Genomic DNA, 13,268 nt, shown 5'->3' on the forward strand with positions numbered 1-13,268 from the left:
GGATGAACTTAATTTTAATGGGGCTTCCTGGTGCTGGTAAAGGTACACAAGCCGAACAGATTGTTGCCAAGTATAACATCCCTCACATTTCAACAGGAGACATGTTCCGTGCAGCTATGAAGGCTGAAACTGAAATGGGTCTACAAGCAAAATCTTTTATTGATAAAGGTGCACTTGTTCCAGATGAAGTTACAATCGGAATCGTTCGTGAACGTTTAAGTCAAGACGACTGCGTAAGAGGTTTCTTACTAGACGGTTTCCCACGAACTGTTGCACAAGCATCAGCTCTTGAAGAAATTATGAAAGATCTTGGCAAAAAAATCGACTATGTTTTAAACATTAATGTGGATTCAGGGTTGTTATTAAAACGCCTTACAGGCCGTCGCATTTGTAAAGAGTGCGGTGCGACTTACCACTTAGAATTCAATCCACCAGCAAAAGCTGATGTGTGCGATAAATGTGGTGGCGAATTATATCAACGCTCTGATGACAATGAAGAAACTGTAGCAAATCGTTTAGATGTAAATATTAAGCAAACAAAACCTTTGCTTGATTTCTACGAAGAGCTTGGTTACTTACAAAGCATTAATGGTGAGCAAGATATCAATAAAGTATTTGCTGATATCGATGTTCTCATCGGAGGCTTAGCGTAATGATAATCTGCAAAACTCCTCGCGAGATAGAAATCATGCGAGAAGCTGGCAGGATCGTTGCTTTGACTCATCAAGAGTTGAAACAGCACATTACTCCAGGAATTACAACGAAAGAGCTCGATCAAATAGCGGAAAAGACGATTCAAAAATATGGTGCTACGCCATCTTTTAAAGGATACAACGGATTTCCGGGGAGCATATGTGCTTCTGTAAATGAAGAGCTTGTACACGGAATTCCAGGGAAGCGCAAGCTCAAAGAGGGCGATATCATCAGTATCGATATTGGTGCGAAATACAATGGGTACCATGGAGATTCTGCATGGACGTATCCAGTTGGAAACATTTCTGAATCTGTTCAAAAGCTACTTGATGTCACAGAAAAATCGTTGTATCTTGGTCTAGAACAAGTAAAACCAGGCGAGAGATTATCAAATATCTCACATGCGGTTCAAACCCATGCTGAAGAGAATGGATTCTCGATCGTTAGGGAGTATGTTGGTCACGGAATCGGGCAAGACTTACATGAGGACCCTCAAATCCCGCACTATGGTCCACCAAATAGAGGCCCTAGATTAAAGCCGGGAATGGTCATCTGTGTTGAGCCGATGGTGAATCAAGGAAGACGATATGTAAAAACACTATCTGATGACTGGACAGTGGTAACGGTAGATGGTAAATGGTGTGCCCATTTTGAGCACACGATTGCTCTTACAGAAGCAGGATACGAAATCCTTACCACTTTATAAGTAGCTGGCTCTCCGGGATTTCAGAGCAGTGTAAAATGTTACTGATTTGAAGAAGGGAGAACTATTGAATGGCTAAAGATGATGTAATTGAAGTCGAAGGTACCGTTCTTGAAACGTTGCCAAATGCTATGTTCAAAGTAGAATTAGAGAATGGGCATGTCGTATTGGCTCACGTTTCTGGTAAAATCCGTATGAACTTCATTCGTATTTTACCAGGAGACAAAGTTACGGTAGAATTATCTCCGTACGATTTAAATCGTGGTCGTATTACGTACCGTTTTAAATAATATAGCACTCCGTAATCTTTAAGGAGGTTCGAGACATGAAAGTAAGACCGTCAGTTAAACCAATCTGCGAAAAATGTAAAGTTATTCGTAGACGTGGAAAAGTAATGGTTATTTGTGAAAACCCTAAACATAAACAAAAACAAGGTTAATCAGAAGGAGGTGCATTCGTAATGGCACGTATCGCAGGTGTAGATATTCCTCGAGACAAACGCGTTGTTATTTCTTTAACTTACGTATTCGGCATTGGTCGCACAACTGCTGAAAAAATTCTTGCTGAAGCAGGTATTTCTGAAGAAACACGAGTTCGTGATTTAACGGAAGACGAATTAGGACGTATCCGTGATATCATCGATCGTATTAAAGTTGAGGGAGACCTTCGTCGTGAAGTATCTCTTAACATCAAACGTCTAATGGAGATCGGTTCTTACCGTGGTCTTCGTCACCGTCGTGGTTTACCAGTTCGTGGTCAAAACTCTAAAAACAATGCTCGTACACGTAAAGGTCCACGTCGTACAGTAGCAAATAAAAAGAAATAATAAGTAAAGGAGGTTGAACTAACAATGGCACGTAAAACAAACACTCGTAAAAAACGTGTGAAAAAGAATATTGAAGCTGGTATAGCTCATATTCGTTCTACTTTCAACAACACAATCGTAACACTTACAGATACTCACGGTAACGCACTTTCTTGGTCTAGTGCTGGTGCACTTGGTTTCCGTGGATCTCGTAAATCTACTCCATTCGCTGCGCAAATGGCTGCTGAAACTGCTGCTAAAGCTGCAATGGAACACGGTTTAAAAACTTTAGAGGTTACTGTTAAAGGTCCTGGTGCTGGTCGTGAAGCTGCAATTCGTGCTCTTCAAGCTGCAGGTCTAGAAGTAACAGCAATTAGAGATGTTACTCCAGTTCCTCATAATGGATGTCGTCCACCAAAACGTCGTCGTGTGTAATTTTTCTGTATAGAATTTTCCCTTTTGTCTATAATGGATATGATGCATTATCGAGAAATTTCGTACAGAAACATCGCTTGTTGTGCACAATCGGGAACTGCCTAAGGGGGACTTTCGGTTAGACAGGGGTTATACCTTTGTTTAACCGGGGTTTCGACGTTTTGAAGGAGGGTTTAGTTAATGATTGAAATCGAAAAGCCGAAAATCGAAACGGTTGAACTTAACGAAGATGCTAAATATGGTAAATTCGTAATTGAACCGCTTGAGCGTGGATATGGTACTACTTTGGGTAACTCCTTACGTCGTATTCTTTTATCCTCACTCCCTGGTGCCGCTGTTACTGCTATCCAAATCGATGGCGTATTACATGAATTTTCAACAGTTGAGGGCGTAGTAGAAGACGTTACGACGATCATCTTAAACTTGAAAAAGTTAGCTCTTAAAATCTACTCTGAAGAAGAGAAGACGTTGGAAATTGATGTACAGGGCGAAGGTATTGTCACAGCTGCTGATATTACTCACGATAGTGATGTAGAAATCTTAAATCCAGATTTACACATTGCAACGTTAGCAAAAGATGCGCATTTCCGCGTGCGTTTAACTGCAAAGCGTGGCCGTGGGTATACGCCAGCTGATGCAAATAAAAGCGAAGATCAACCAATAGGAGTAATTCCTATTGATTCTATTTATACTCCAGTATCACGTGTGACTTACCAAGTGGAAAAGACACGTGTCGGACAAGTGGCTAATTATGATAAGCTTACGCTTGATGTATGGACGGATGGAAGCATCGGGCCAAAAGAAGCTATCTCTTTAGGTGCCAAAATCTTAACTGAGCATTTAAATATCTTTGTTGGTTTAACTGATGAAGCACAAAATGCTGAGATTATGGTCGAGAAGGAAGAAGATCAAAAAGAGAAAGTTCTTGAGATGACTATCGAAGAACTAGACCTTTCTGTTCGTTCTTATAATTGCCTAAAACGTGCAGGAATTAATACTGTACAAGAGCTTGCGAACAAAACAGAAGAAGATATGATGAAAGTTCGTAACTTAGGACGTAAATCCTTAGAAGAAGTTAAACATAAACTTGAGGAATTAGGTTTAGGTTTACGTAAAGACGACTGAGGATTTAAACCCATCAACAAAGGAGGGAACTACGAATGGCATACAGAAAATTAGGCCGTACAAGTGCGCAACGTAAAGCTATGTTACGTGATTTAGCTACTGATTTAATTATCAACGAGCGCATCCAAACGACAGAAACTCGTGCAAAAGAACTTCGTTCTGTAGTGGAAAAAATGATCACTTTAGGTAAACGCGGAGATCTTCATGCTCGTCGTCAAGCAGCAGCTTTCATTCGCAATGAAGTAGCTAACGCTGAGACTGGTCAAGATGCACTTCAAAAACTATTCGCTGATGTAGCTCCACGCTATGCTGAGCGCCAAGGCGGATACACTCGTATTGCAAAAATTGGTCCACGTCGCGGAGACGCAGCACCAATGGTAATTATCGAGTTAGTATAATGATAATTAAAAGGGCAGGACAGTTCTTTTCAAGAAACTGGTCATGGCCCTTTTTTTTAAATATAAAAATAGGCTAACTTGGCGAAGGAAAGGGTGCCTTCTATTGAAAAAAGAGAAACTTCGGATAGAAAATATATCATTTCAATATCCTGGGGCAGCCACTTATGCATTAAAAGATGTTTCATTTTCCTTATATGAGGGAGAATGGGTATCTATTATTGGACAAAACGGTTCAGGAAAGTCTACACTTGCAAAATTATTGAATGGTTTGTTTTTGCCAGAAGCAGGGACTATTACAGTAAATGATACAATGGTTTTATCAGAGGAAACGGTATGGGATGTTCGAAAACAAATTGGAATGGTATTTCAAAATCCAGATAATCAATTTGTTGGAACGACAGTGCAAGATGATGTTGTATTTGGCTTGGAGAATATCGGAATGCCAAGAGAACAAATGATTGAAAGATTAGAACAGGCCTTGCAACTTGTCCGTATGGAAGATTTTCTTAATGATGAGCCTCATTCCTTATCTGGTGGGCAAAAGCAGCGAGTGGCAATAGCAGGCGTTTTAGCACTTCAACCATCTATTTTAATATTAGATGAAGCAACGTCAATGTTAGACCCTCAAGGGAGACGTGAAGTAGTAGAAACGGTTAGACAACTTGTTACTCAAAAAGGTATTACCGTGTTATCAATTACGCACGATTTAGAAGAAGCGGCACAGTCAGATCGTGTCATTATTTTAAATAAGGGAGAAATATTAGAGGAAGGGACTCCAGAAAAAATTTTCAAATCCTCTCATATGCTCCAAGAAATTGGCTTAGATGTACCGTTTTCGGTGAAAATAGCAGAATTATTAAAAAGAAATGAAATTCTCTTGCAAAATACGCATCTTACAATGGAAAGCTTGGTGAACGAACTTTGGAGATTACATTCCAAAAAGTAGAACATCGTTATCAATATAAAACTCCATTTGAAAGACGCGCACTTTATGATGTAGACGTGTCGTTTCCAAGTGGGGGCTATTATGCCATTATCGGTCATACTGGTTCAGGAAAGTCGACGATGATTCAACATTTAAATGGTTTATTGCAGCCGACAAATGGTACAGTTCAAATTGGTGAACATTTGATTTCGGCAGGAAAGAAAGAAAAAAAGCTAAAGCCACTACGTAAAAAAGTAGGGGTTGTCTTTCAATTTCCAGAACATCAGTTGTTTGAAGAGACTGTGGAGAAAGATATTTGTTTCGGCCCTACTAATTTTGGAGTATCTGTAGACGAAGCAAGGCAAAAGGCTAGAAAGGCAATTGAACTTGTAGGGCTAGAACCAGAACTGTTAACACGTTCTCCGTTCGAATTAAGTGGTGGACAAATGAGACGTGTTGCTATAGCGGGTGTACTGGCAATGGAACCTGAAGTGCTTGTATTAGATGAACCTACAGCAGGACTAGATCCAAAAGGGCAGAACGAACTTATGGAGATGTTTTATAAGCTGCACAAGGAGAAGGGTCTTACAGTCATCCTTGTAACGCATAATATGGAGGATGCTGCTCAGTATGCGGAGCAGATTGTAGTTATGCATAAAGGAACGGTCTTTTTGCAAGGAAGTGCAGAGGAAGTATTTTCACATGCTGATGAACTAGAGAAAATTGGTGTGGATCTTCCTATGTCATTAAAGTATAAACGTGCAATTGAAGAGAAGTTTGGTATTTCAATTCCAAAGGCTACCTTATCTTTAGAGGATCTTACTCATGAAGTTGTGCAGGTGTTACGAAAAGGTGGTCATGAATCATGCAGCAGTTGATTATTGGGAGATATATCCCGGGGAATTCACTTATTCATCAACTTGATCCACGTACGAAGCTGCTGATTGTCTTTTTATATGTATTTGTTGTTTTCTTAGCAAATAATGCGATTTCATATGGATTTTTATTTTTATATGCACTCATTGCTTTATTTTTTGCAAAAGTGCCGATTCGTTATGTACTTTCGGGCTTAAAACCAATTTTATGGATTTTTCTTTTTACATTTTTCCTGCATATTTTTACAAATAAAGAGGGGGATGTACTATTCCAGCTTGGTTGGTTTTCGATATATGAAAAAGGATTAGAGCAAGGGATATACATTTCTGTACGATTCTTCGTTATTATTTTAATGACGACATTATTAACGTTAACGACGACACCTATTGAAATTACAGATGGTTTGGAGACGTTATTAAAGCCGTTGAAGCGTATAAAGGTTCCTGTTCATGAAATCGCATTAATGATGTCAATTTCTCTTCGTTTTATCCCGACATTAATGGATGAAACGAGTAAAATAATGAAAGCACAAGCGTCACGTGGTATTGATTTTGCCGGGGGACCGATAAAAGATAGAATGAAAGCTATTATTTCACTGCTCGTTCCTCTGTTTATCAGTGCTTTTAAGCGTGCAGAGGACTTAGCCATTGCGATGGAAGCTCGTGGATATCAAAGTGGTGAAGGACGTACTAAATTTAGGCAACTACGCTGGAAAACAAGCGATACAGTAACGATTGTCAGCTTATTTTGTTTAGCTTGTATTTTGGCATGGGTGCGATCGTAATGGAGAATAGAGAAATGGATAGAATAAAATGTACGGTTGCATATGATGGCATGCATTTTTGTGGTTATCAAATTCAGCCGAACCATCGTACTGTTCAACAGGAGATAGAAAAAGCATTGCAGAAATTGCATAAGGGAGAACTTGTTCGTGTTCAGGCATCTGGTAGAACAGATTCTACAGTTCATGCAAAAGGACAAGTAATACACTTTGATACTCCTTTGTCTCTTGAAGAATGGCAATGGAGTAATGCTTTAAACACAATGTTGCCAGATGATATTGTTATTAGGCAAGTAGAGAAAAAAACAGAAGAATTTCATGCACGTTACGGTGTTGAGAAAAAAGAATATCGTTATCGTGTATTATTATCAAAGACTGCGGATGTATTCCGTAGAAATTACGTATATCAATATCCATACCCGCTCGAAATCAACTATATAAGAAAAGCAATTCCTTATTTTATTGGAACGCATGATTTTACTTCTTTTTGTTCGGCAAAAACTGACAAAAAAGATAAAGTGCGAACAATTTATGAAATCGAGTTAATTGAACAAGATGATGAAATAATTTTTCGTTTTGTAGGTAATGGATTTTTATATAATATGGTCAGAATTATTGTTGGTACGTTACTTAGCGTAGGGCAAGGAAAGCTTGATCCTGATAGCATTCCAGAGATTTTAGCGAAACAAAATCGTCAGTTTGCTGGAAAGATGGCTCCAGGTCATGGGCTTTACTTGTGGGAGGTAAACTATAACAACTAATCCTGGTGTAACATTTGCTTGACATTAGAAACTCAAAAGTATATCATAACATATGGTATTGTTTCTAAAACCACGATTAGCCCCGGAAGGAAATCGTGTTTAAGATAAACAATAGATTTTTTCTATGGAAAAGATAACGAGGAGGGAAACACATGCGTACGACTTTTATGGCAAAAGCTAACGAAGTTGAGCGTAAATGGTATGTGGTTGATGCTGAAGGTCAAACTTTAGGTCGCCTTGCTAGTGAAGTAGCATCCATTTTACGTGGTAAAAACAAACCTACATTTACACCACACGTTGACACGGGTGATCATGTAATTATTATTAACGCTGAGAAAATTCATTTAACAGGTAATAAATTAAACGATAAAATTTACTACCGTCACACTAACCACCCAGGTGGACTTAAGCAAAGAACAGCTCTTGAAATGCGTACAAACTACCCTGTACAAATGTTAGAGCTTGCAATTAAAGGCATGCTTCCAAAAGGACGCTTAGGCCGTCAAGTTTCTAAGAAACTTAACGTGTATGCTGGAGCAGAGCATCCACACCAAGCACAAAAACCAGAAGTTTACGAACTTCGCGGATAATTAATTAAAGGAGGGCTTACTTTGGCACAGGTTCAATACTATGGCACTGGACGTCGTAAGAGTTCAGTAGCGCGCGTACGCCTAGTTCCAGGCGAAGGACGCGTTATCATTAACGGTCGTGATTTTGAAAACTATATCCCATTTGCTGCATTACGTGAAGTAGTGAAACAACCTCTAGTTGCAACAGAAACTTTAGGTAACTACGATGTACTTGTAAACGTAAATGGTGGTGGATACACTGGTCAAGCTGGTGCTATTCGTCACGGTATTTCTCGCGCTTTATTAAAAGCTGATCCAGAATACCGTCTAACACTAAAACGTGCAGGTCTATTAACTCGTGACGCACGTATGAAAGAGCGTAAAAAATACGGTCTTAAAGGCGCACGTCGTGCACCTCAGTTCTCAAAACGTTAATTTTTGCGAACTACAAACCCCAACCATTTTGGTTGGGGTTTTTTATGTTTCATTCCTCTTTTGCAATTTTTATAGCTTGGAATATTTTAGTGCTACCGCCGCGCGTATGCTTCTTCTTTAGAAGTTTAGACTAATACGTATTAGGGAGGTTTATAAGTACTATGAATGTCATTGTCAGCTTACAAGAAAAACAAAAAGAAAAGCAGTTAAAATACGAGCGGAAGATGTTGCGGGAATTATCATTAAAAACATTGCGTTCAAATATTCGTGATGCCTTTCAAATGCAAGAGCTTCATCGTCAGTATGAAGATTACTGTATTGAATTAGGGATAGAATCTTATTTATTAGGAGCGAGATACAGTAAATTTGGTTATTATGGTGAATCGTTTTTTGATGTGAAATATAGAGCTTTAGAAGAAGAACAACAATTAACTGAAACGCTATTTCAATTTTTAACGAGTATGACTATGCGAGAAATAAAGTTGAAAGATGAGGAATTACTTTTTGAATCTTGTCAGCAGTTTATAGGATTGTGGTGGCAAGAAGGGTATGAAAAAGGTGAAAGAAGATATCGATTAAAGCTTCATTAAGACAAGCATAAACTTTCCTCTTGTCCCATATAAGTAATTAGAGGGACTAGCTGGAGGAGGAAAGGTATGAAGAGAATTCGAATTATCTCTTTTGCACTCGCTGCGGTTGTATTGTTTTTTTTAGTCAAGCAAGAATTTCAAATTACAAAATCGTGGCGAGCTTGGAATTTACCCTTATCAGGGAAAGTAATTGTATTAGATGCTGGGCATGGTGGACCAGATGGAGGGGCTGTTGGTGGAAAGGATATTATAGAAAAGGATATTACGCTTGAAATTACAAAAAAGGTACAAGACTATTTACAAGAACAAGGTGCACTAGTTATTTTAACGCGTGAGGGAGATTATGATTTAGCTAACAAAGATACAAAGTCATATAGTAGACGTAAAGCAGAGGATTTAAAAAAACGTGTAGAAATCATCAATAAACCTGATGTAGACTTTTTTGCAAGTATTCATTTAAATGCTTTAACTAGTAGTGGATCGAAAGGCGCACAAACGTTCTATTACCGCTCTTCGATTGAAAATGAACGTGCTGCAAAATTTATACAGGCTGAATTGAGAACAAGTTTAGAGAACACGAATCGTTCTGCTAAGACAATTTCGCATGTGTATTTATTAAAGTATTCTAAAACACCAGGTGCTTTAATTGAAGCCGGCTTTTTATCGAATGTGAACGAAAGGTATATGTTAAATTCGGAGAAATATCAGCAAAAGGTAGCAGCTGCAATATACCGTGGTATATTACGTTATTTCACGGAAAAAGGAAATCCTCCAGAATAAGGAGGATTTTTTTGAGCTTCTCTCGTTAACGAAGTTTTCGGAAAATATGTTATACTGGAAATGTAAACGCATTTATTTCAAGAATACGCAGAGATAAATTCAATTAACATTACGTTATTTTTCATACAGGGGGCTGGGCTAATTATGGTAACGAAAGAGCAAGTGGTTGAAGCGTTAGAAGGGATTGTAGATCCGTTTTTACATAAAACATTAAAAGAAACAAGTGCAATTAAAGAGGTAACAGTCAAGCCAGAGAAGGAACATGTGAGTGTTAAAATTGCAATCGTAAAAACCGGTACAGCGGAACAAATGCAGTTGCAGTCTGGAATTGTAAAGTTAGTAAAAGAACTTGGGGCAGCAACAGTTGGACTTCGTTTTGCAGAATTTACAGAAGAGGAATTAGCTCAGTTTGCACCGGAACAAGAAGAAGAGCAAAGTGAATCTTTATTGTCACCTAATTCAAAAACAACATTCTTAGCAGTAGCGAGTGGAAAAGGTGGCGTGGGAAAATCAACTGTTTCCGTTAACCTTGCAGTTGCTTTAGCTCGTTTAGGAAAAAAAGTTGGTATTATTGATGCGGACATTTACGGTTTTAGTGTGCCAGACATGATGGGGATAGAAAAACGTCCTATCGTAAGAGGTGACAAGATAATTCCGGTGGAACGTTTAGGTGTAAAGGTAATCTCAATGGGCTTCTTTGTAGAGGATAATGCACCAGTTATTTGGAGAGGACCTATGCTTGGGAAAATGTTAAACCACTTCTTCACAGAAGTAGAATGGGGCGATTTAGATTATTTAGTACTAGATTTGCCACCAGGCACAGGTGATGTTGCGTTAGATGTGCACTCAATGTTGCCATCTTGCAAAGAGATTATTGTAACGACGCCTCATCCAACAGCTGCGTTTGTAGCAGCGCGTGCTGGAGCGATGGCATTGCGCACTGAACATAGTATTCTTGGTGTTGTTGAGAATATGGCATATTTTGAAAGTAAGGTAACTGGTGAGAAAGAATATGTATTTGGAAAAGGCGGGGGAGATAAGTTAGCTACCGAATTACAAACGAATGTTCTTGGTCGTATTCCACTGCAACAACCCGATTGGAATAAAGAAGACTTTGCTCCTTCAGTATATGAAGATACACATACAACGGGCATTATTTATAGTAAAATAGCTGAAACAGTAATTGATAAAACAGCTGTTACACAAAAATAAAGTGAAACTTTAATCAGTGGGGTTCACCTGTTACTGACAACAATAAGGCTTTTGTTGCTAGTAAACCTTTCGTTTAATTAGAGGGGTCCATTTTGTCTGTTAATAGCAAGATAAAGTAATAACGAGTGGACAATATATAAATTGTCCACTCGTTATTATAGTTATTATTTTTTACTGTTCTTCCTTCTTCTCGCCTTGAGAACCACCGTCACCGCCTGCTTCTTTCTTACCAGATCCGCCTTTTTCAGCTTTTTGCACACCTTTACTAATGATATCAATCATCTTGGCTTGGAAGAGTGGACTTTCAGCAGTTTCTGTTAGTACTTGTTGTAGATATTGACGGTATTCTTTACTCTTCATTGTTTGTAACATCATTTTTTCTACTTCAGGATTTTTCATAATTTCTATAACGCCTGCTTGGTATTCAGGGTCTTTTAATAAGGTTTTCATTAATTGAGTTTGTTCTTTCCCCATACTTTTAGCAAATTTTGATGAGAACTCAGGATCTTTAAAGAGCTTTTCCCAGAATTGTTGCCCTTTATCGGATACCATGGCATCTTCAATCGTTTTCTTTACTACTGTTTCATCTAGTATGAGTGCTTGTTTCATTTTTTCATCAGTTAATACATCTTGAATAGCTTTCTTACCTTGATCTGTTTTTAAAATATCAACAATCATTTTCTTTGTTTGATCGTAATCTAGTTCGGATTTCGTTTCTTTTCCTTGTGCGCATGCTGCAAGTGCGATAAGTAGAAAAGAAGAAACGAAAATGAATAGCATCCGTTTCATAAGTTGGAACTCCTTTCAGCACAGTTCTCTCTTTTTAATATAAATATCTTTAAGGAATTTATACATGAACATGGCTAGCTTTTTGAAATTGTCATTGATACAATTTAATTAGAAATATAAGGATAATGGGGGATGTGTTGTGAATAGCCGCAAGTGGGTACGACTATTTTTAACGACGTTGTTTCTTGGTGGGATTAGCACAGTTATTATTGGTTTTGTTTTGGAGTGGGACAAGTACAATAAATTTTTTCAAAATTTCGACGGTAAGGAGATTTTAGCAGTATCTTTCTGGCTGATGGGTGTAGGATTTATTTTTAGTGTTATAAGTCAAATGGGATTCTTTGCATATTTAACAATCCACCGTTTTGGACTAGGGATGTTTCGCTCATCTTCTTTATGGAATGCAGTCCAGCTCTTCTTTATTGCATTCGTATTATTTGATTTTGTGTATTTAAGATCTGTACTTATTGCAAATGGGGAAGTCTCGTTAGGGAATAATATACTTGTTGCTGGAATGTTATTTGTGTTTGGAGCAATTGTTGCTTATGTAAAAAGTAAAGAAACAAATAAAAAAGCATTTGTGCCAGCTCTGTTCTTTATGGTTGTTGTAACGATCCTTGAATGGGTACCGGCGCTTCGGATTAATGATACAGATTGGTTATATTTAATGGTTATACCGCTATTGTTATGTAATGCATATCAATTACTTGTATTACATCGTTTAATCGGAAAAACAAGTAAATCAGCTTAATAGAGAGGTTTTATACAACATCAGTTATAATGTTGTAAATGGTATGATTAAAAAAGCTCTACTACCTTCTTGAAAGGTAGTAGAGCTTTTTATGCGTGAAGAGTAGTAGGGAAGAAGCTACTTCACATCTTCACTTTTCGTACTTGTGTTGGAAATAAGTTGTGAAACGGATATTTGCTCATATCCATCACTTTTTATTTTTTGCAGGAGCAGCGGTAAAGCTCTATTTGTTTGAAGAGCAGAATCGGATGCGTGTAATAACACGATATCTCCACCTTTCAAATTATTAGAGACAGTGGAAACGATGTTATTTACACCTGGGTTTTTCCAATCGTTTGAATTATTACTCCAATGCACGACGGTGTATCCAAGTGATTCTGCGATTTTAAGGGTTGCTTTGTTAAATTCGCCACTAGGTGGACGTAACAGCTTGACTTGTTTTACACCAAGTTTCGTAAAAACATCTTGTGCTCGTAAAAGGTCTCGTCTTATTTCATTTGTCTCTAGAGAAGTATAGGATGTGTAATTGTACCCCATACTACCGATTTCGTGTCCATCTTTCATGATTCGCTCTACAATATCGGGGTGTCTTTCGGCCCATGCAGCAGAAAGGAAGAAGGTTGCATTCTTAATTTCTTTT

At 38.1% G+C, this 13,268-nt stretch carries 20 protein-coding genes (1 of these 20 cut by a window edge); 18 read left to right on the forward strand and 2 right to left on the reverse strand.

The window, feature by feature from the left end; genetic code table 11:
* Positions 1–2 precede the first annotated feature (2 nt).
* From V7S45_RS00775 to V7S45_RS00855, 17 genes are all read left to right on the forward strand, one after another.
* Entirely contained in the window at positions 3–653 is a 651-nt protein-coding gene (locus V7S45_RS00775; protein ID WP_001048989.1) for an adenylate kinase, read from the forward strand.
* Positions 653–1,399, forward strand: coding sequence for a type I methionyl aminopeptidase (gene map / locus V7S45_RS00780; protein WP_000582539.1), 747 nt, complete (start codon positions 653–655; stop codon positions 1,397–1,399). Before V7S45_RS00775 ends, map begins: the two co-directional genes overlap by 1 nt.
* Positions 1,400–1,467: 68 nt before the next feature.
* Complete coding sequence (gene infA, locus V7S45_RS00785; protein ID WP_001029884.1) at positions 1,468–1,686, forward strand: translation initiation factor IF-1; 219 nt, start codon at positions 1,468–1,470, stop codon at positions 1,684–1,686.
* A 35-nt stretch (positions 1,687–1,721) separates the two neighbouring features.
* Entirely contained in the window at positions 1,722–1,835 is a 114-nt protein-coding gene (rpmJ, locus tag V7S45_RS00790; RefSeq protein ID WP_000868344.1) for a 50S ribosomal protein L36, read from the forward strand.
* A gap of 21 nt (positions 1,836–1,856) precedes the next feature.
* A complete protein-coding gene (gene rpsM / locus V7S45_RS00795) occupies positions 1,857–2,222 on the forward strand; it encodes a 30S ribosomal protein S13 (RefSeq protein WP_000090788.1) in 366 nt (121 codons plus the stop codon).
* A 24-nt stretch (positions 2,223–2,246) separates the two neighbouring features.
* A complete protein-coding gene (rpsK, locus tag V7S45_RS00800) occupies positions 2,247–2,636 on the forward strand; it encodes a 30S ribosomal protein S11 (protein ID WP_000101798.1) in 390 nt (129 codons plus the stop codon).
* 180 nt (positions 2,637–2,816) lie between these two features.
* Positions 2,817–3,761, forward strand: a complete 945-nt coding sequence (locus tag V7S45_RS00805; protein ID WP_000569643.1) for a DNA-directed RNA polymerase subunit alpha — start codon at positions 2,817–2,819, stop codon at positions 3,759–3,761.
* A gap of 35 nt (positions 3,762–3,796) precedes the next feature.
* Positions 3,797–4,159: a 50S ribosomal protein L17 gene (rplQ, locus tag V7S45_RS00810; RefSeq protein WP_000331490.1), complete on the forward strand. Its 363-nt coding sequence runs from the start codon at positions 3,797–3,799 to the stop codon at positions 4,157–4,159.
* Positions 4,160–4,262: 103 nt separating this feature from the next.
* Positions 4,263–5,105, forward strand: coding sequence for an energy-coupling factor ABC transporter ATP-binding protein (locus tag V7S45_RS00815; protein WP_000711757.1), 843 nt, complete (start codon positions 4,263–4,265; stop codon positions 5,103–5,105).
* Entirely contained in the window at positions 5,081–5,962 is an 882-nt protein-coding gene (locus V7S45_RS00820; RefSeq protein ID WP_000406535.1) for an energy-coupling factor ABC transporter ATP-binding protein, read from the forward strand. Before V7S45_RS00815 ends, V7S45_RS00820 begins: the two co-directional genes overlap by 25 nt.
* Complete coding sequence (locus V7S45_RS00825) at positions 5,950–6,744, forward strand: energy-coupling factor transporter transmembrane protein EcfT (RefSeq protein ID WP_001186526.1); 795 nt, start codon at positions 5,950–5,952, stop codon at positions 6,742–6,744. Before V7S45_RS00820 ends, V7S45_RS00825 begins: the two co-directional genes overlap by 13 nt.
* Before the next feature lie 14 nt (positions 6,745–6,758).
* The gene (gene truA, locus V7S45_RS00830) at positions 6,759–7,502 is read left to right on the forward strand and encodes a tRNA pseudouridine(38-40) synthase TruA (protein WP_025687200.1); all 744 of its coding nucleotides are present in this window, start codon (positions 6,759–6,761) and stop codon (positions 7,500–7,502) included.
* Between the two features lie 152 nt (positions 7,503–7,654).
* Positions 7,655–8,092, forward strand: coding sequence for a 50S ribosomal protein L13 (gene rplM, locus V7S45_RS00835; protein WP_001260793.1), 438 nt, complete (start codon positions 7,655–7,657; stop codon positions 8,090–8,092).
* Between the two features lie 21 nt (positions 8,093–8,113).
* Complete coding sequence (gene rpsI, locus V7S45_RS00840) at positions 8,114–8,506, forward strand: 30S ribosomal protein S9 (RefSeq protein WP_000079986.1); 393 nt, start codon at positions 8,114–8,116, stop codon at positions 8,504–8,506.
* Positions 8,507–8,667: 161 nt separating this feature from the next.
* The gene (locus V7S45_RS00845; RefSeq protein WP_001101005.1) at positions 8,668–9,096 is read left to right on the forward strand and encodes a DUF2521 family protein; all 429 of its coding nucleotides are present in this window, start codon (positions 8,668–8,670) and stop codon (positions 9,094–9,096) included.
* Positions 9,097–9,162: 66 nt separating this feature from the next.
* On the forward strand, positions 9,163–9,876 hold the full coding sequence (gene cwlD / locus V7S45_RS00850) for an N-acetylmuramoyl-L-alanine amidase CwlD (protein ID WP_000822439.1): 714 nt from the start codon (positions 9,163–9,165) through the stop codon (positions 9,874–9,876).
* A 144-nt stretch (positions 9,877–10,020) separates the two neighbouring features.
* Positions 10,021–11,088, forward strand: a complete 1,068-nt coding sequence (locus tag V7S45_RS00855; protein ID WP_000256628.1) for an Mrp/NBP35 family ATP-binding protein — start codon at positions 10,021–10,023, stop codon at positions 11,086–11,088.
* Between the two features lie 171 nt (positions 11,089–11,259).
* On the opposite strand, the gene gerD is transcribed toward V7S45_RS00855, so the two are convergent.
* Complete coding sequence (gene gerD, locus V7S45_RS00860; RefSeq protein ID WP_000827295.1) at positions 11,260–11,877, reverse strand: spore germination lipoprotein GerD; 618 nt, start codon at positions 11,875–11,877, stop codon at positions 11,260–11,262.
* 139 nt (positions 11,878–12,016) lie between these two features.
* On the opposite strand from gerD, the gene kbaA reads away from it, so the two are divergent.
* A complete protein-coding gene (kbaA, locus tag V7S45_RS00865; RefSeq protein ID WP_001088527.1) occupies positions 12,017–12,628 on the forward strand; it encodes a KinB signaling pathway activation protein KbaA in 612 nt (203 codons plus the stop codon).
* 117 nt (positions 12,629–12,745) lie between these two features.
* Here the strand turns inward: kbaA and pdaB are convergent, their stop codons facing one another.
* Positions 12,746–13,268 carry the 3' portion of a polysaccharide deacetylase family sporulation protein PdaB gene (gene pdaB, locus V7S45_RS00870; protein ID WP_000464703.1) on the reverse strand. It continues 242 nt past the right edge of the window, so 523 of the gene's 765 nt are visible here — the last part of the coding sequence; the start codon falls outside the window, past its right edge — the gene reads right to left on this strand; it ends in the stop codon at positions 12,746–12,748.

It is taken from the genome of Bacillus sp. BR3(2024), assembly GCF_039134555.1.
GTDB classification, from domain to species: domain Bacteria; phylum Bacillota; class Bacilli; order Bacillales; family Bacillaceae_G; genus Bacillus_A; species Bacillus_A cereus.

Coding starts and splice junctions, on each gene's coding strand:
- V7S45_RS00775 (WP_001048989.1), top strand. CDS start 3: ATGAACTTAATTTTAATGGGGCTTCCTGGTGCTGGTAAAGGTACACAA.
- map (WP_000582539.1), top strand. CDS start 653: ATGATAATCTGCAAAACTCCTCGCGAGATAGAAATCATGCGAGAAGCT.
- infA (WP_001029884.1), top strand. CDS start 1,468: ATGGCTAAAGATGATGTAATTGAAGTCGAAGGTACCGTTCTTGAAACG.
- rpmJ (WP_000868344.1), top strand. CDS start 1,722: ATGAAAGTAAGACCGTCAGTTAAACCAATCTGCGAAAAATGTAAAGTT.
- rpsM (WP_000090788.1), top strand. CDS start 1,857: ATGGCACGTATCGCAGGTGTAGATATTCCTCGAGACAAACGCGTTGTT.
- rpsK (WP_000101798.1), top strand. CDS start 2,247: ATGGCACGTAAAACAAACACTCGTAAAAAACGTGTGAAAAAGAATATT.
- V7S45_RS00805 (WP_000569643.1), top strand. CDS start 2,817: ATGATTGAAATCGAAAAGCCGAAAATCGAAACGGTTGAACTTAACGAA.
- rplQ (WP_000331490.1), top strand. CDS start 3,797: ATGGCATACAGAAAATTAGGCCGTACAAGTGCGCAACGTAAAGCTATG.
- V7S45_RS00825 (WP_001186526.1), top strand. CDS start 5,950: ATGCAGCAGTTGATTATTGGGAGATATATCCCGGGGAATTCACTTATT.
- truA (WP_025687200.1), top strand. CDS start 6,759: ATGGATAGAATAAAATGTACGGTTGCATATGATGGCATGCATTTTTGT.
- rplM (WP_001260793.1), top strand. CDS start 7,655: ATGCGTACGACTTTTATGGCAAAAGCTAACGAAGTTGAGCGTAAATGG.
- V7S45_RS00845 (WP_001101005.1), top strand. CDS start 8,668: ATGAATGTCATTGTCAGCTTACAAGAAAAACAAAAAGAAAAGCAGTTA.
- cwlD (WP_000822439.1), top strand. CDS start 9,163: ATGAAGAGAATTCGAATTATCTCTTTTGCACTCGCTGCGGTTGTATTG.
- V7S45_RS00855 (WP_000256628.1), top strand. CDS start 10,021: ATGGTAACGAAAGAGCAAGTGGTTGAAGCGTTAGAAGGGATTGTAGAT.
- gerD (WP_000827295.1), bottom strand. CDS start 11,877: ATGAAACGGATGCTATTCATTTTCGTTTCTTCTTTTCTACTTATCGCA.